This window comes from Rahnella sp. CFA14(1/10), assembly GCF_004195095.1.
GTDB classification, from domain to species: Bacteria; Pseudomonadota; Gammaproteobacteria; order Enterobacterales; family Enterobacteriaceae; genus Rahnella; species Rahnella perminowiae.
This window is the reverse complement of record NZ_SEWS01000005.1, coordinates 333,472-351,624: the sequence shown is the minus strand read 5'-3', so window position 1 is coordinate 351,624 and position 18,153 is coordinate 333,472. Positions and strand designations below refer to the sequence as shown.

Annotated in this window: 15 protein-coding genes and 1 tRNA gene; 4 read left to right on the top strand and 12 right to left on the bottom strand. The window is 46.3% G+C overall.

All coding sequences use genetic code 11. The features are described 5' to 3' along the window. Positions 1-47 precede the first annotated feature (47 nt). Both EVX52_RS12535 and trmB read right to left on the bottom strand, forming a co-directional pair. On the bottom strand, positions 48-374 hold the full coding sequence (locus EVX52_RS12535) for a YggL family protein (RefSeq protein ID WP_129953046.1): 327 nt from the start codon (positions 372-374) through the stop codon (positions 48-50). After that, a complete protein-coding gene (gene trmB, locus EVX52_RS12530) occupies positions 374-1,093 on the bottom strand; it encodes a tRNA (guanosine(46)-N7)-methyltransferase TrmB (RefSeq protein ID WP_129953047.1) in 720 nt (239 codons plus the stop codon). Before trmB ends, EVX52_RS12535 begins: the two co-directional genes overlap by 1 nt. A gap of 252 nt (positions 1,094-1,345) precedes the next feature. Between trmB and mutY the strand changes: the two genes are divergently transcribed. The 3 genes from mutY (at position 1,346) to mltC (ending at position 3,865) form a co-directional block, all read left to right on the top strand. Further along, on the top strand, positions 1,346-2,404 hold the full coding sequence (mutY, locus tag EVX52_RS12525; RefSeq protein WP_129991397.1) for an A/G-specific adenine glycosylase: 1,059 nt from the start codon (positions 1,346-1,348) through the stop codon (positions 2,402-2,404). Positions 2,405-2,437: 33 nt separating this feature from the next. After that, complete coding sequence (locus EVX52_RS12520) at positions 2,438-2,710, top strand: oxidative damage protection protein (RefSeq protein ID WP_013576841.1); 273 nt, start codon at positions 2,438-2,440, stop codon at positions 2,708-2,710. A 75-nt stretch (positions 2,711-2,785) separates the two neighbouring features. Continuing rightward, entirely contained in the window at positions 2,786-3,865 is a 1,080-nt protein-coding gene (gene mltC / locus EVX52_RS12515; protein WP_129953049.1) for a membrane-bound lytic murein transglycosylase MltC, read from the top strand. A 46-nt stretch (positions 3,866-3,911) separates the two neighbouring features. Here the strand turns inward: mltC and EVX52_RS12510 are convergent, their stop codons facing one another. The 10 genes from EVX52_RS12510 to speF all read right to left on the bottom strand — a co-directional run bounded on the left by EVX52_RS12510 (position 3,912) and on the right by speF (position 17,219). After that, a complete protein-coding gene (locus tag EVX52_RS12510; RefSeq protein WP_129991396.1) occupies positions 3,912-5,045 on the bottom strand; it encodes a glycosyltransferase family 4 protein in 1,134 nt (377 codons plus the stop codon). 188 nt (positions 5,046-5,233) lie between these two features. After that, entirely contained in the window at positions 5,234-6,418 is a 1,185-nt protein-coding gene (locus tag EVX52_RS12505) for a glycosyltransferase family 4 protein (RefSeq protein ID WP_129991395.1), read from the bottom strand. Further along, positions 6,415-6,996 carry an acyltransferase gene (locus EVX52_RS12500; protein ID WP_129953051.1) on the bottom strand — a complete coding sequence of 194 codons (582 nt, stop codon included), beginning with the start codon at positions 6,994-6,996 and terminating at the stop codon, positions 6,415-6,417. The genes EVX52_RS12505 and EVX52_RS12500 overlap by 4 nt, the downstream gene beginning before the upstream one ends. Then, positions 6,989-8,074 carry a glycosyltransferase gene (locus tag EVX52_RS12495; protein WP_129991394.1) on the bottom strand — a complete coding sequence of 362 codons (1,086 nt, stop codon included), beginning with the start codon at positions 8,072-8,074 and terminating at the stop codon, positions 6,989-6,991. The genes EVX52_RS12500 and EVX52_RS12495 overlap by 8 nt, the downstream gene beginning before the upstream one ends. Further along, a complete protein-coding gene (locus EVX52_RS12490) occupies positions 8,061-9,284 on the bottom strand; it encodes a hypothetical protein (protein ID WP_129991393.1) in 1,224 nt (407 codons plus the stop codon). Before EVX52_RS12490 ends, EVX52_RS12495 begins: the two co-directional genes overlap by 14 nt. Beyond that, a complete protein-coding gene (locus tag EVX52_RS12485) occupies positions 9,274-10,509 on the bottom strand; it encodes an oligosaccharide flippase family protein (protein ID WP_129991392.1) in 1,236 nt (411 codons plus the stop codon). The genes EVX52_RS12490 and EVX52_RS12485 overlap by 11 nt, the downstream gene beginning before the upstream one ends. A gap of 110 nt (positions 10,510-10,619) precedes the next feature. Then, positions 10,620-12,770 (bottom strand): polysaccharide biosynthesis tyrosine autokinase, encoded by a 2,151-nt coding sequence (locus tag EVX52_RS12480; protein WP_129991391.1) that lies wholly within the window; start codon positions 12,768-12,770, stop codon positions 10,620-10,622. Continuing rightward, on the bottom strand, positions 12,767-13,213 hold the full coding sequence (locus EVX52_RS12475) for a protein tyrosine phosphatase (protein ID WP_129953056.1): 447 nt from the start codon (positions 13,211-13,213) through the stop codon (positions 12,767-12,769). The genes EVX52_RS12480 and EVX52_RS12475 overlap by 4 nt, the downstream gene beginning before the upstream one ends. Before the next feature lie 9 nt (positions 13,214-13,222). Next, entirely contained in the window at positions 13,223-14,353 is a 1,131-nt protein-coding gene (locus EVX52_RS12470) for a polysaccharide export protein (protein WP_129991390.1), read from the bottom strand. Positions 14,354-15,056: 703 nt separating this feature from the next. Continuing rightward, positions 15,057-17,219, bottom strand: a complete 2,163-nt coding sequence (gene speF / locus EVX52_RS12465) for an ornithine decarboxylase SpeF (protein WP_129991389.1) — start codon at positions 17,217-17,219, stop codon at positions 15,057-15,059. A 704-nt stretch (positions 17,220-17,923) separates the two neighbouring features. Here speF and EVX52_RS12460 point away from each other — a divergent pair. After that, positions 17,924-17,999, top strand: a tRNA-Phe gene (locus tag EVX52_RS12460). Positions 18,000-18,153 lie beyond the last annotated feature (154 nt).

The window sequence follows — 18,153 nt, the reverse complement described above, 5'->3', positions numbered from 1 at the left end:
CTGTCAGAGGCACCTTTACATTCAGCGATCCTGCAGATCTGCGGGAATTAATCCCACCAGATATCAAACAACTCGCTGACTTCCACGTCTTCCATTTTATGGTCTTCTAACCATTTTTTGACCTGCGCGCGCTGTTCATCAGTGCAGTGACCGATGTCCTGACGGCAAACCAGACCTTCCCATTGCAGGTAACCACTGCCGTCAAAGGCCAGTTTGTTTGGCTCAATCACACCGTCAATGAATTTATCCAGGGATTCATCAATGGTTTCTACCGCGGTACCTTCCGGGAAACGCCATTTTACAGAGAAGCCCAGTTCCTGGAACTCGGCAATGTGTAACTTCTTACGTAAACGACGACTGCGATTCTTAGCCATTATTGCTTCCTCTCAAACATCAGATCCCATACACCGTGGCCTAAACGCTGGCCACGCATTTCGAACTTGGTCACCGGGCGGGATTCCGGGCGCGGAACATAATTGTTTTCCTGCGACAGGTTCGCCCAGCTTTCTAAACCGGTCATGACTTCAAGCATGTGCTCTGCATACGGCTCCCAGTCGGTTGCCATATGGAACACGCCGCCTACTTTCAGTTTCCTGCGCAGCTTCTCAACGAACTCCGGCTGCACGATACGGCGCTTATTATGGCGCGCTTTGTGCCACGGGTCAGGAAAGAATAGCTGCACCATATCCAGCGAGCCATCCGGAATCATTTTTTCTAACACTTCGACTGCATCGTGGCACATCACGCGCAGGTTACTGACACCCTCTTCATGCGCGGTCGCAAGACAGGCACCGACGCCAGGCGAGTGAACTTCAATGCCGATGAAATTTTGGTCCGGGTTCTGTTTAGCCATGGTGACCAGCGACGTGCCCATTCCGAAACCGATTTCCAGCACAACCGGTGCACTGCGACCAAACAAGGCATCAATTGCCAGAGGTTCTGTCTGAAATTCCACGCCCATTACCGGCCAGAAGTTGTCCAGAGCGAATTGCTGGCCTTTCGTCAGGCGGCCCTGGCGGCGGACAAAACTACGAATACGGCGCATCGCGCGACCATTCTCGTCGAACTCCGGTGAAATGACGTCGTTTTTCATGGTGTTTCCACTCCGATTGGCAAGACGCGGTACCCGCGCGCGGATGCCTGTGCCTGGGTCACTGAATATAAGGAAAGGCGCATTATCCAAACTTACTCCCGATTAGCAAGGCTTGCGGGCAGGAAAACAGTCAATACTGAAATCAGCCACTAACTACTGTGCGTACAGTGCGGAAAGTTCCGGTTTACAGCCAGACGGGAACTGTGATGTGATCAGCCCCGTCTTTTAACCCTGCCGGACTGTAATTCACCCATGATGGAAGCCCCTTCTTTTTCGCCGCTGGTGCTCGACTGGTATCAGCGCTATGGCCGCAAGACGCTGCCGTGGCAAATTGCCAAAACACCTTATAAAGTCTGGCTTTCAGAAGTGATGTTGCAGCAAACGCAGGTAGCGACTGTCATCCCGTATTTTGAACGCTTTATGGAACGTTTCCCGACGGTGTCAGATCTCGCCGCGGCACCGCTCGACGAAGTATTGCATCTGTGGACCGGCCTTGGCTATTACGCCCGTGCACGAAACCTGCATAAAGCGGCCCAAACTATTGCCAGCCAGCACGGCGGCGTATTTCCGACGACGTTTGATGAAATTCTTGCGCTGCCGGGCATTGGCCGTTCAACGGCGGGCGCCGTTTTGTCGCTGGCACTGAATCAGCATTACCCCATTTTAGACGGCAATGTGAAACGCGTGCTGGCCCGTTGCTACGCCGTTGACGGCTGGCCGGGCGAGAAAAAAACCGAAAATAAACTGTGGGCGATCAGTGAAGACGTCACGCCTGCCGAAGGCGTCGCACAGTTTAATCAGGCAATGATGGATCTGGGTGCCATGGTCTGTACCCGCAGCAAACCGAAATGCGAGTTATGCCCGGTGAAATCAGGTTGCGAAGCTTACGCACATCACAGCTGGGCAAAATACCCGGGTAAAAAACCCAAAACCACGTTACCGGAAAAAACGGCCTTTATGCTGATGATTCAGCAGGAAGATAAAGTCTGGCTGGAGCAGCGTCCGCCCGTCGGCCTGTGGGGCGGATTGTTCTGCTTCCCGCAATACCAGACCGAAGATGAACTCGCGCTGGGGCTGCAAAAATACGGTGTTACGCAAAATGCGTTACAGCAACAGACCGCTTTCCGTCACACTTTCAGCCATTTCCATCTGGATATCGTTCCGATGTGGTTAAATCTACGTTCTACGGCGGGTTGCATGGATGAAGGTGCGGGTCTCTGGTATAACTTAGCGCAACCACAATCCGTCGGGCTGGCCGCGCCGGTAGAACGTCTGCTGATACAATTAGCAAAGCAGACCGCTGGCAAATAACCGCCCTAAAAGAACGATCGATAAGGAATTAGCATGAGCAGAACGATTTTTTGCACCTTTCTCAAGCGCGATGCCGAAGGGCAAGACTTCCAGCTGTACCCTGGCGAGATTGGCAAACGTATTTTCAATGAAATTTCCAAAGAAGCCTGGTCGCAGTGGATGGCCAAACAGACCATGCTGATCAACGAAAAGAAACTCAGCATGATGAACCCGGATGACCGTAAATTGCTGGAGCAGGAAATGGTGAATTTTCTGTTTGAAGGTCAGGATGTTCATATCGAAGGCTATACCCCGCCCTCAAAATAATCATTGGTAATAATGGTTGAAACATTAAGGCAGGTGCCCCGGCGCCTGCTTCTTTCATCAGAAACGGCTTGTAAGATGAAGAAAATTTTAGCTTTGCTGGTTATCGCGCCCATGTTGATCTCCTGCTCCGGCAGTAAGAAAGACTCGTTCAACGAAGCTTATGTGAAAGACACTAACGGATTTGACATTTTGATGGGCCAGTTCGCCCATAACATCGAAAACATCTGGGGCATGAATGAAGTGCTGATCGCGGGTCCGAAGGACTACGTGAAATATAGCGATCAGTATTACACCCGCAGCCATATTAACTTTGATGCGGGTACCATTACTCTTGAAACCATTTCTGGCACCGATCCGGCCGCCAGCCTGCGTAAGGCCATTATCAGCACCTTGCTGGTGGGCGATGACCCGGGCAACGTTGATCTCTACTCAGACGCCAACGATATCCAGATCAGCCGGGAACCGATGTTGTACGGTCAGGTTCTCGACAACACCGGTCAGCCGATCCGCTGGGAAGGTCGTGCCGCCAGCTTTGCCGACTATCTGATCCAGAACAAACTGATGCGCCGTCAGTCCGGCCTGCATGTCATTTATTCCGTAACGATCCAGATGGTACCAAACCACCTGAATCAGCGTGCGCATAAATACCTGCCGATGATCCGCGAAGCCTCTGCGAAATATGGTGTCGATCAGTCACTGATACTGGCGATCATGCAAACGGAATCTGCTTTTAACCCGTATGCGGTGAGTAACGCCGATGCACTGGGGCTGATGCAGGTTGTGCAGCATACCGCTGGGGTGGATGTGTTTAAATCAGAAGGGAAATGGGGTAAGCCAAGCCGAAGCTATCTGTTTGATCCTCAAAATAACATCAATACCGGCACCGCATATCTGGCGATGCTGCAAAACGTTTATCTGGGGAACATCAGCAATCCGACATCACGTCGTTATGCAGTGATTACTGCGTATAACGGTGGCGCAGGCAGCGTGTTACGCGTGTTCTCAAGCAATAAAACGCAGGCATTTAACATCATTAACAACATGTCGCCGGGCGATGTCTATACCACACTGACGACCAAACATCCGTCCGGAGAATCGCGCCGCTATCTGTATAAAGTCAACAATACGCAGCGCAGCTATCGCCGCGTGGACTAGCATTTTGTCAGCAAGCCTGACACCGGCGGCGGAATAACCGCCGGTGTCAGGAAAGAACCTGTTCAATGGCCGTCAGATAGCGGGAAATGACTATTTTTTCGTCGAACTCCCTGACCATTTTTTTCCTGCTCTCGTTGCCCATATCCAGACGCTGCGAGTGGGTAAGGTTGATTATCCGGTCCATCGCACGTGTTAAACACCCCGTATCCTGTGGCTCACACAGAAAACCATTTACCCCTTCATTTACCGTGTCCTGACAACCAATATTACGCGTGGTAATCAGAGGCTTCCCCATCGCTCCGGCTTCGAGTAAGGATTTCGGCACCCCCTCACGGTAAAAGGAAGGCAAAACAATACAGTCGCCCAGCGCGATTTCCTGCTCAACATTATCTGACGTCCCCAGATAAAGTATGTTGCCCTCCTCAATCCAGGCGGCCATCCGTTCGGTCTTAATGGCGGCCGGATTATTAACATCCAGGAACCCAAGCAAGCGAAATTCACAGCGCTGCCCATGCCGTTTCTTCAATTTGCGCGCCGCATCAACATAATGTTCTACTCCTTTGGAATAGAGCATTCGGGAAATCAGTATAAAACGTACCACATCATCATCAGGTGCCGGTGTTACCTTGAAACGCATTAAATCAACACCCGAACCCGGTAATCGTTCGGTATATAAATAATCAGGCAGCATTTCAGTCAGGAATAATTCCCGGTCATCCTCATTCTGAAAGAAAATTTTTGCCGCATAGCGCTGACTGAACCGGTAGAGATGCCGGCATATTATCCTCACCATGCCTTTGCTCATGAAAACACTGCCCAGTCCGGCGATATTGTTGATGGCAGGAATATCTAATACCTTAGCTGCCAGCGTAAAATAGATGTTATTTTTAGGCGTAAAATTCAATACCACATCGACTTTGTGCTTGCGCAAAACACACCAGGCTGAAAATAAAGTGATCAAGTCTTTGAAAAAATCAGTACCACCGGAATCTATTTTTACCGGAACGGTCTGGCAGCCAAGTTCAGCGAGCCGGTGAGTATATTCATCCGCAGGTGAGATTGCTATTACCTGATATCCATTCTCCAGCAAAGCCATAATGGTATTTTTTCGAAAGTTATACAAATACCAGCTTGTGTTAGCCGTAATTGCAATAACATATTTGTGATCGATTCCATTCAAAATTATCATTCCTTTTTTTGCCGGAAAGAAATTCCAACATTTATTGCATTGTGTTCGGATCTTGCTTGCAGCTCCCTAATATAAATAAAATATTTACACTGACCTTGCAAAAACATTTCTCATAATTATGTTAAAGGTCATTCATTATCTATATCAGTAAAAACCAAAAACAACTGAGAGATGTTGTGTCAGGCATTCCTGAGTGAAAGCATATGGTTCTTATAGCGGGTAAAGAGATCAAAGCGGATTTTCATTAATAATTCAGGCTGATAAAGACGCGCAGTATTAAACGAGTGGTGCGCCATCGATAACATTTCCTGACGGTTTTTTAGTAAATATTCAATGTTGTTCGCCAGTGTATGGTCATCATTGGGCTTATGCAGGTAATGCCGTTGACATAACTCCGGCATTCCTCCGGCAGAACTGGTGATCACCGGGCAGGCGCGCGACATCGCCTCTATCACAGCACGTGGCAATCCTTCCTGATTGCTGGGCTGCACATACAGATCGACGGTATCCAGGAATGAAAAAATCCCTTCTCCTGATGTTTTGGGCCCTGAAAAAATAATATTGTCATGCAGTAATAATTTATCAATCAGCGGACTATTTTTGAATTTACTTCCGCCACCGGTGATTTCAAGTATGACCGGAACCCCCTTATTTTTGAGCCGATAGACTGCTTTGTAAATGGTATCAAAACCTTTATGCGGACTGTCAAGAGAAGCAATTAAGCCTATTTTAAAAGGTCCTCCAGAGGACGTAGCTATTTTATCGCATCTTTGATTCAGAACAGAAAGAGAGGCCGGCAGTAAGTCAACGTTTGAAGCAGACACGCCGTTATATTTAATAGGATAACGTTTTTGCAAAAAACTCCCCGTAACATAAATAGCACCCCAGGCTTTTTTCACCGCCTGCCTCACCCGCCAGGATAACACCGGCGCATAGAGGAATCCCTTCAGTGATCCGTATCCGATCATGGCATCCCACGGACAGGCTACGAGTTCCACAAGATAAGGAATATTCATCTGTCGTGCGATTTTTGCCGTTATCAGACCGGTTTCACTGGGTAACCTGACAACAACGCCATCGCACCCTCTGAGAGTGTCTTTAATCTCGATAATATTTTTATGGCAGGTGAATAACACAGATTTCAGAGAAGAATGATTTTCAATTTTTTTAAAAACCATCCCATGACCGCTGGCCAGAGTCCAGTAAGGCGAAAATGAGGAATCATTTTTATAACGGGATAATACAGTTACCTGATCAAAATGATGTAAATACCGGGTAAAAGCAGAATAAGGAAGCTTACCGGGTGAATACACTTTTTCACCATGATGGATAAAATAATGGTCATGCGCAAAAACCATTTTCATGATAGCTCCTTTATTTTCATTGCCGGGGATCCGGCATAGACTCCCGCAGTAAGATGATTTTTGGTGACAGAATTCGCTGCGATAACGACGTCAGAGTCAATTATCGTACCTGCCAGGATCCTTACACCACACCCCACCCAGACATTCGAGGCAATACAAATTTTTTTAAGCTCTACCGGCTGATATTTAAAGGGTTGTTCAGATAATGCGTACCGATGTTCGAAAGAGATAATCGACACAGAATGGGCAAACGACACATCATTACCCACCAAAATATTTCCGGCAGCATCCACATAACTCCGTTCATGAAAACTGATATTGCTACCCAGTGAGAGGTTTTGTAGATTTTTGAATACGCACCAGCGTCCGATATAAACATTATCTCCACATGCTTTTACCAGCGTACGGATAAGAATATAGCGGATGCCCACCCCTGTTTTTCCCGGAAATCCGGCGAAGACATCAAGCAGATGAGCACGAAAAAACTTCGGTAAAGGAGAGATTATGGCACATAGAAACAGAATAATGCTCCGCCAGTGACGAAAAACCATCCGGCCAGTTTTAATATTTTCAGACATATAACCTCAATATTTCCTGCGCATTCTTCCCGATAGAAAAGCGGCCTGTTATCACATCAGTATTAATTTCTTTCCTGACAGGCTGAGCCATCCATGCATCAATTTCTGACGTCCATGCACAGAGATGGCTAAGTGAATGATGAGAGATACGTTCAGTCACATCAATAAGCCGTGGAACATGCAGTGAAGCGATGACCGGCAGGCCGGCCGCCTGAGCTTCAACAGCAGCAAGCCCAAAGCCCTCGTGCAGCGACGGAAACAGGAAAACATCAATAACATCGCGTAAAATTAACAGCGTATCGTCTCTTGCACCGGTCAGGATAACTTTGTCAGCGAGACCCTGCTCAAGGGTGAGTCTGTGCAAGTCAGCCCGCAGACTTCCTTCACCAACAATCAGCAAACATACATCCTGCTCACGGTATTGAGAGAGTATATCAAGCAGGAATGCCTGGTTTTTAACAGGTTCTACCCGCCCGACCGTTCCCAAAACAAACGTGCTTTCAGCAATACCAAGCTCCTGTTTAAGGCGGCTCGGGGCAGCAGAGACCAGGTTCTGAAAATTTTTGCCACAGGGAATGATGCTGACCGCCGTTCCCTTTGTTTTGAAGTGGCAACGTGCTGAACCTTCACTGACCGCAACGCAATACGTCGAATAACGTCTGACCAGGAAGATTTTAAAATCAATTTCAAGGCGTTTTAACAGGCCCTGGCGTTGGTATTGCAGAGTTCGATCAGAGTGAGCATGGGAAATAACCTTCGGTATACCACACATCTTAGCGATGTACGCGACGACACCATTATTGAAGCTGACGTGGCTATGACAGACATCATATTTATTTTTCCTGAGAACGGAAAACAAAGCGGCTATGTATTTCAGTGGTTTTGTATAAGACGAAATGTGTATGACTCTGCAACCCATCGACAATAAATCCTCTTCGTAAAATCCTTTATGGGGCTTATCGACGATAAAGGTGTGCTGTACACTGCCTGCTGTTTCAATCACAAAATCATAAAGCCAGCTTTCAATTCCTCCGATATCCAGCTGACCTAACAGGTGAGCAACTTCAATTTTCTTCATCTGATGTACCTGCAACCCGGGTTCTTAAATAAAGTAACAGGGAAAAAATAACCAGCGGCATAATGAGCAGTTGTTTTCTGAATACGGCATCCCCTACACTTCCAAAACTATATTCAGTACGGATCGCGTAGAATCCAACCAGTGTCATGATGGCAGAATAAATCAGGACACACATAACCGATGCTGCCAGTTTCCTGTCAAAAATAAGGGTGGTATATTTTATTGTCCGGACAAAAATTAACATTAAAGTAATAATAACCCCGAGCACGGGAAGCAATGTAAAGCCATCATAATTCATAAACTGAGAGGGGTTGGGAGCCATATACATAAAAGCAAAAATCATCGGCCAGTTAATTATTAATAGAACCGATTTTAAAACAGCAACCAGTACCACTATCAAAACAGTTCCTATCATGGCTAATTTTATTAACCGGCAACATTCCAGTGTAAACATAACATACAGAAGTGCCGTTACGGGAGAATAAGGCCGGAGCAGAAAACAGTAGCCTGCCAGTATTAATATGCTAATGGCCTGGAAGAATTTTGTAACTCTCCCCGGAGTAACCGAGAAACTGACTAACGCTGCGGCCAGAAGGATCGTCATGAAAAAGATAAAGGTATCTTTACCAAAAACAGAAACAAAATAATTAAACGTCGGAGAAAAAATAATCAGGGATAGCAGAACGCAGCGAAAATTAACCGAACATACTCTGGAAAATAGTCGGCTGATTGTCAAAACCCCCATCATTTTGAAGATGAAATTAAAAATAACAATATAAACTGCATCTTTTGCGGGCATTAAATTATAAAATAAATGAACGGGCAACCCAAAGATAAAAAAGGAACCCGGTCCGTCAGTCTCTCCGCTTTCATGCACTTTAATCACTCTCTCTACCGCACCGGAGAGTATTTCACCAAGCGAGTTATTTGACATCAAAAATTGATAATAGCGGACAGCATCTATTCCGGGGAATATATCAAAAGCATTAACACAATAAAACGTATAGCCGGCGGAGAACAGCAGTGCCGAGATGATAAAAAAATTATAACGGGCTCCTGGAATGGTCATGACAGGTATGCTCAATGCAGTCAGGGTAAAGATCACCGCCCCTACCGCAATACGTGCATTCACAATAAGATTAACTATGCATACTGAAATGGCCATCATTAAAAAAAGACACATAACGCCACGTTTTAAATCAATGTTCACTTTTTCCTCGCCGGTCCTGGCTTAATACGGCCCTGAAGACAGTTATATACATCAGAAAAGCGACAAAACTGTTCGAGAAAAACAGCACCCATGGCACACAGAATACATTCATAAACTTACAAACGAAATACAATATAACGCAATGAACGATTCCTCCGGTGAAAGTACAATAGGAAATTGCTTTATTCTTGCCATAAAAAAAACAGGTGGAAGCCATAATCAGGTAAAATCCCTGCGCTAAAAAAGCAGGCACCATAATTATCACCAATCTTTTAATGTCCTTATACTCTTCTCCTGCAACCATATTGTATATTTTTTCAGGCAGTAACTGCGCAACAACGGTTATCAGTATGCTCAGAAAAAAATACCCGGCGAAGATCAGATTAAAGTCACTTCTCCTGATTTTATTATTCCTTAACTGGCTGTACAGATGAGGGGTCAATGCCTTATTCAGCGCCATCAGCACTACGGTAATAATCACACTCAGCTGAAATGCCGCTGAGTAATTCCCCAATGTGGCACCGGGGAAGTATTTACTGATCATAATCCTGTCCAGTCCGGATCGGGCCAGAAAACTCAAATTATGAATAATGAGAGGAACGCCAAAAAGTAAAAGTTGCGATGATGTCTTTTTAAACGTCTCAAAACGAAAATCTACCTGCTTCAGCCAGACTCTGTTTGACCAGGAAGCAAAAAATATTGAGAGCAGAAAGCCCATGATAATCGCGTAAACCCTGGCCTCATAGTTCGCCCAAAAATAATACAGAAATAATAATGTCATAAAAAATGACATTGCCGCATTAAGCACTTGTGCTATCAGGTATTTTTTCGCTTCTTTTCTGGCCTGACTGACCGAGACCAGATTGGTGTAAACACACTGCAGATAACCTGCCAGCGCTGCAAGGATGATAATTTCATGGCGGTAAAAAACATACAGGACATGAATGTAAAGGATGAAGGCAATGGATAAAATAATGACAGAGGAAAAGAAATAATCTGCAGAATGATATCTTTTTTGCGTGTACTCATATCTAATAATCGCGGCTGATGAATTGAGCCCAATGAAGACAAAGAAGATCGACACATAAGTATTGAATAAAGATATTTGTCCGTACTGTTCAGGCCCCAAAGCACGGGAGAGAACAGGGAGCAGAAGGAAAGGAAAAATTTTTACAAATAACTCTCCGCCAACATAAATAACACTGTCGCTGAATATCTTATTCATTATCTTTCCCTGAAAGATATCATAATCATCCTGGTCTAGTTAAGACCAGTCAGGAGCAAACACCACTTCTCGTAGAGTTCTGCCTATGTCCTGATAACGTAGTGTGATTTTCATAGCTCAGATGCATGATATTCATATATTTCTTTTTTACCATAGCTATAGAAACCAGAAAATTTATTCACCACTGCGTTGAGCACCCCGCCGCTAATATCAATATTATTTCTTTTGAATACTCTGATTGCAGATTCTATTTCACGTACTGTGCTCTGCTCGAATTTAGCAACCAGCAGAGAAATACCCGCATGTTTCCCGATAATAACGGCATCGCTTACCGCCAGAACCGGCGGTGCATCCAGTATTACGAGGTCGTAATTCTCTGAAGCCCATTGAATAAGTTGGCGATATTCCTTGCGCATCAAAAGTTCCGATGGTTTTCTGGATAACTTCCCGCGCGTAATGATATCCAGCCCCGGAATTTTACTGCTCTGGACCGCGTCTTTATACATGATGGAACCTGCAATAGCCTCTGATAAACCTACGTTGTGAATATCAAAGATCCGGTGTGCATACCCTTTTCGCATATCGCAATCAATATATAAGACCCGTTTTTCAGCCTGGCTTATCACCACAGCAAGGTTGGAACTGATGAAGGTTTTACCTACCATCGGGGTAGCACCGGAGATCATCAATACATTTGATCCGGATTCCATCAGCGAGAAATATAAACTGGTTCTTAAATTTCTCAGGGCTTCAATGGCAATATCTGACGGATTCTCAAGTGCCAGTAGGCTTAAGCGTTGCCCATCCTTCATAGCGTCAGGATCGGGATTATTTTTCCACTCTGATAGCGGCACATTTGAAATAATATTCAGACCGATGTCTTCAAGTATTTCGGCGGAATCAATGCCATGCTGCAGTGAGACTTTTGCCAGGATAAATCCAACGGATGAAATCATTCCCAGACAGGCAAAAATAAATATCACCCTGATTTTATTGGGCTTCACGGGTTTTAATCCTGTGACGGCACTGTCGATAATCCTGACCGTGCCGATTGTGCTGGCCTGGCTGATTTTTAGTTCTTGCTGCTTATTTAAAAGCTGCATATAGATAAGTTGTCCCGACTGAACGTCACGCGTCAGCCTGACCACTTCCTGCTGCATCTGAGGCAATGTGCTGATTTTTTGACTCAGATTTTCCTTTTCTTCTTTCAGTACATGGATTTTTTCAATTAATGCCACGTATGCAGGATGCTGCTTTGTATAGAGCTTTGAAATCTCAGCTTCTTTAAGGATAAGCTGGTTAACCTGACCATCCAGTTGAACCAGGCTGTCGAGGGCCGACTTTGCTTCCATCGGTAAATCCACCGAATTATTTCGGCTTCTGAAGGTGTTTAATTTCGCTTCTGCGATCCCAAGGTTGTTTTTTACCAAGGGAAGCTGACTCCTGAGAAACTCCAGACTTTTTTCTGCTTCTTCTGATTTCCGGTGGATACTTTGGCGGGCATAGTTATCAATAATTGTCTGGAGAATACGCTTAATTTGTTTACGATCATTGCCACTGTAGCTGATAGTCAAAATACCCGTATCTTTTCCCTGATCCATGACGTTGACATTGGTTTGTAAGTCACTGATCACCTTGAGCACTTCGACTTTTATAACGGTGAACTTATCGCCTTTGCGCGCATTGATTGCGTTGACTTCAATACGAAACTCCGGAGTTTCTAACACCCTACCGGCCATTCCCGATGTGGTCGTGCCGGAAGGTGATGTTATCTGATAATTAGCATTCCCGAGAATTTCAAGCGTATAAGGGCTTCCGGTCACTCCCTCGCGTGGTTCAAAGATATCCACCGTGATCTGCGGCAATCCTGACGACGAATATCGCCGTATCGCCTCACCAATAATGGGAAAATGGGCAAAACGGACTTCTGTATCCAAATTTAACTGAGCGACGGTTTCTCCCAGTATTGCCCGGGAAGTAATCAATTGTTTTTCTGTCAGTGAAACAGGTGATTTCGCCGGCAATAATGGCGAGATATGACTTATCATATCGGTTTCGCCTGAGGATTCGATCTGAACTAACGCATCAGTATGATAAACCGGAGCCGACAGAACGGCATATAACAGGCCAATGATGGCAAAGATTAAGGTAATGACAATAATAGTGTATCTTCGGTCAATAACAGCGCCAACGTTTTTGCGTAAATCAAACTCATCCTGGCTATTTTTATTTTTAAAGTGATTCGTTATTTTCACACTCATTTTAAACCCTGATCATCTAAAGCCGCCTTCCAGCCAGATACTGACTCATTTATAAGAGAGAATATAAAATTAAAGGTTGTTATATCTCCTCCATACGGGTCAGGAATATCTTTGCGCTGATTCCAATGCCCCAGCAGCATGATTTTCCCTCTGATTTCGGGTAAATAATGCGTAATAATATTGATATGCCTCTTTTCCATCACCAGAATAAGATCAAACGTCCGCCCCATTTCACGCGTAAACTGCCTTGCCTTATGATTTTCCAGTGATATCCCGTGACGGCAGGCCACCGTCTTTGCCATCAGATCAGCGCCTTTTCCCTTCAGTGCAAACAGACCGGCCGATTGTATATTTTTTTCAGGCAGCCATTGTTTCAGTAAAGCTTCAGCTAGCGGTGAGCGGCATATATTACCTACGCACACTATCAGGACAGAATTAAACATTCCCTTTCCTTACCAGTTCCGAATATAGCGGGCTGATTCCGTCAGGTCATGAACCCCGGTAATAGTTGGCAATAGTTGTCCGATAATACGGTTCCATTTTGTTACCGGAGCCGTCGTCACATACACAATATCGTAAGGCTCAAGCTGGAACTCTGTTGCCAGCACCAGTGCCGCAGCATCGCTCGCATTCAGCTGGTAAATATTCGCGATCCTGTTTTTAGCCTCCCCTTTCAGGGGGCGGATGACGAAAATCCCCGTAGCATCTGACGTCAGCGGGTCAACACCATGGGCATCCGACAGAGCTTCAGTCAGAGTCATACCACTACGATCCATGCGTAATGTCATTTGCTTGTTCACTTCACCCATCACGAACACTTTCAGCTCGTCATTTCTTGGGATATAGAGAATATCTCCCGGCTCGAGTAAACGGTTTTGCCGCATATCTCCGTTCTTCATTAGGGCCTGCAAAGAAATGAGGGACTTCTCACCGTTATGCGATAATACGATATTATTCCAGTCGGCATTTTCACCTAATCCCCCCGCCTGGTTAATTGCATCCATTATGGTCAGGGGAACGTTGGTGACCGGTAGCTGTCCGGATTTTACCACCTCACCGGTGACATAGACTTTTTGCGAGCGGAACGTCGCGACATTGACATCAACCTGCGGTGATTGAATATATTGGGTGAGCCGGGCAGTAATATTGCTACGAATTTCGGAGGTAGTTTTGCCGGCAACGTTAACCATGCCTATGTAAGGATAGAATATGGCCCCCTCGGCATTTACCCAGTTTCCGGCCTCTCCGGCACTCCTATACTGACCGGCGGGTGTGGTAAGTTCAGGATGATCCCATACGGTAATGGTTAATATATCGCCGATGCCGACATGGTACTGGTAGTTTTTAAGACGTGAATCCAGGTCGCTATTCACTGTTGCAACGGCGGGACGCCGGATGAGGGATTCAACCAGTTTAGGCGTAATAGGGTAAACATCAACCAGGGCGCTAATATCTTCAGAAGGAACTTTTTCGTTCACGACATTTTTACCCGAGGTATTCAGACCGATACCTGGCGATAACGTACATCCACACAGCGATGTGAAAAATATGACGAGTGGAACAGAGAAGAGCTTAACTTTCATAACGTTTTAACCGTTTATTTTTATCGGGGCAGCTTTCTTTCTGGTATTTTTATCCCTGCCCGCCGGGGAATTAAGGAAGATGTTTTTATGAGGTTCTTAAGTAAGAGTAAGTTTAGCCAGTGAGGATGGCTTTCCCACGCTACCGCCCATGGATGTTATGGTATCCATAGCGTAATAATATGATAATGAGTCAACCACCGAAAACAGGCTGTGAAATAGCCTCTGCCTATGTCATGCAGAAATTAAATATCGCTGAGAATCAGTGCGGGGTATCATGATCAATAATAAATAACAACAAATCCAGGAATGCCAAATATAGAGACATACATCCTATTAACATCCTTATGCATAACGTTTTATTTTTAGCAGTCTCGGTAGTAGGGCAATTTATAGGATTGGAAAGTAAAAAGCAATGTTTGGAAACAATTTTGAGTTGAAAATTGCGGGGAATTACTTGCAGGGAATATTCAGTAATGTGCGTAATTAACATTAACTAAAACATACAAAAAATTAATTAATCCTGATAAGTAATAATAATCCATAAAGCCAGAAAGTTGATAAAATCATTTATATTATCGATAAAACTGCCCGCTATTACATATTCATAAAATACATTATAAGTGTGTTATAAATAATGCAGAGGCTATAGCCTCCGCATTACGTAAAGATGATTATGTGAAAAACCAGGCTTTATTTTAAGAAATTACGCAGAAACGACATACCCCATCACACGCTTCCAGCCAACCGGTTTTTTCTCGATATACACCCCCTGCAATTCCGGCGAGAAGCCCGGCAGCAGGTTGATACCTTCTTCCAGCGCCATAAAGTAACGCTGAACCGCCCCGCCCCATAATTCACCTGGCACGACGCACAACACGCCCGGAGGATAAGGCAGAGCGCCTTCCGCAGCGATACGGCCTTCGGCATCACCAATCGCCACCAGTTCGATGTTATCGCGGATAAACTCATTATGAGCATCCTGCGCATTCATCACGACCTGCGGAAAACTCTTCTCGCGGAACATCTCTTTCTGCAACTCTTTCACATCAAAACTGACGTAGAGGTTATGCATTTCCTGACACAACTGGCGGATGGTGTAATTCCGGTAGCGGTCTTCGTTTTTACGATATACCGTCGGCAGTACTTCGCTGAGCGGCGCATCTTCTTCAATGTATTGCTCGAACCGCACCAGTTCTTCCACCAGCAACTGCATTTTGGCCGGTGTTTCCGCCGGAGTGAGCAGGAACAAAATCGAGTTAAGGTCACATTTCTCCGGCACGATGCCATTCTCACGCAGATAGTTCGCCAGAATGGTTGCCGGAATGCCGAACTCCGTGTACTTACCGCTGGAAGCATCAATGCCCGGCGTGGTCAGCAGCAATTTGCAGGGATCAACGAAATACTGTTTCCCGGCATAACCGTCGAATGCGTGCCAGCGCTCGCCCGGCACAAAATCAAAGAAACGCACATCGTTAGCCATCTCATTGGTTTCATGATCCTGCCAGCGTTTGCCACCGACAGTCGGGGGAACGAACGGCAAAATCATTGAGCATTGATCAAGCAGCATTTTGCGGGTTTCGATGCCGAGCTTCACGCACTCCATCCACATATGTTTTCCGCTGCCGTCGGCATGAATGCGCGCATTGACATCCAGTGCGGCAAACAACGGATAAAACGGGCTGGTCGAGGCATGCATCATAAACGCATTGTTGAGCTTTTTATGGCTGCAATGACGCTTCTGGCCTTTGATGTGATTGTCTTTTTTATGAATTTGCGAAGTCTGCGAGAACCCGGCCTGCTGCTTATGAACAGACTGCGTGACGATAATGCCAGGGTCGTTTTCGTTAAGTTCCAGCAACAACGGCGAGCATTCTTTCATCATCGGGATGAATTGTTCATAACCCACCCATGCGGAATCAAACAGGATGTAGTCGCACAGGTGACCGATTTTATCCACGACCTGACGGGCGTTGTACACGGTGCCGTCATAGGTACCAAGCTGGATAATCGCCAGACGGAACGGACGTTTTTCGGCCGCGCGATGAGGTGCCACCTGTTTGATTTGTTTACGCAGATAGGTTTCATCGAAACAGGCAGCATCGATACCGCCGATAAAACCGAACGGATTACGCGCAGTCTCGAGATAAACCGGCGTTGCACCCGCCTGCAGCAGCGCACCATGATGATTTGATTTGTGGTTGTTACGGTCAAACAGCACCAGATCATCGCGCGTCAGCAGTGCATTAGTGACGACTTTATTGGCCGCAGACGTGCCGTTGAGCACGAAATAGGTTTTATCTGCGCTGAAGACTTTAGCTGCATACTTTTGGGCATCTTTCGCCGATCCTTCGTGGATCAGTAAATCGCCCAGTTTGACATCCGCATTACACATGTCGGAGCGGAAAATATTCGGGCCGTAAAAATCATAAAACTGTCGCCCTGCCGGATGACGTCGGAAAAACTCGCCCCCCTGGTGCCCCGGACAGGCGAAAGTGGCGTTCTCCATCTCGACATACTTTTTCAACGTATCGAAAAACGGCGGGAACAGCGCTTCTTCATAAGCCTGCGCGGCAGATTCAATCTGCGCGGCATAAAATGCCTGATTGGCGTCCGACAGCGTGATAACGCCTTTCAGCAACGGCAGAAACTCAGGTGACACCTGCTCCGTACCCTGCACCGCAACAAACGCGGGAATACCAAATCCCAGCGTTTCAATCTCCGCCAGCCTGCCGTGGTTCAGGTCACCGACAGAAATAATGATGGCCGCAACGTCCGCATAATCGGCGCGGCGCAGGTCAACGACCAGACGTGCAGTCTGGAGATAAGGGGCGACGGAAGCGCTTGCTGCAAGTTTTAAGTGTTTCATTCAGACTCTCAAACGGTTAAGTAAGAGGGTGTGCCAGATGGCACGGCAATGAGCGGGATCTTACGGCATAAAAGGTAAGCGCAGAGTCCGGCCCGGCAATTGACGTTGGCTAAGCGAGATATCGAGTGCAACGGAGCTATGCCGGTGGGGCAAAGCGGTGACAAATCGGGTTTCAGGCCACGCCACGTCGGATAGACAACAGTAAAATCAGAGAGCTGCTCTGTTTTAATCTCTGTTTTTAATAATGCCTAACAGCGAGCAAACGGTAGCCTTACCGCATGAAAGAGACGACAAAAGGAGGAAAACTGAAATCGTGGTGTTTACAGCACCCGGAGATCATCATCAGATTGTTTTTGCACTGGCGAACAGCGCGATGTGATAAACCAGCCATGCCGCAACCCTCTTGAGCTGTCGCGTGAAAACGGGATCAGAGTTGTTTAATAAATCGGCGCAATAATCGCATCTTTTACCCCCCGGTTCAACCCTGAACATACGGCGAATTTCTTACAGAATGCGACAGGGAGCATGTCCCGGAACCTCCACGTTTTTCGGGCTTGTTGTCGGGTACAAACCTGGACAGGTGGCCTGGGCCGTAAGTTAAATCGACAAATCGTCGTAAAAAGCATCAGTCAGGTGACGAACCCCGCTGTTGTCACAAAAAGCCGTTGACGGCACATGCCCGATACGGTTTAATGCGCCCCGTTGCCCGGATAGCTCAGTCGGTAGAGCAAGGGATTGAAAATCCCTGTGTCCTTGGTTCGATTCCGAGTCCGGGCACCAATATTTAGAAGAACCCGCCTATGGCGGGTTTTTTGCTTTCCGCTTTCCGGACTCTCCATCGAACTTCGTCCGATGATTCGCCTTGCAGGATCCCCCTGCCAGGCCCTTACTGCCGTATGAGCCGTACAGGGGAAAAAGCGTTGGGCGCAAATTG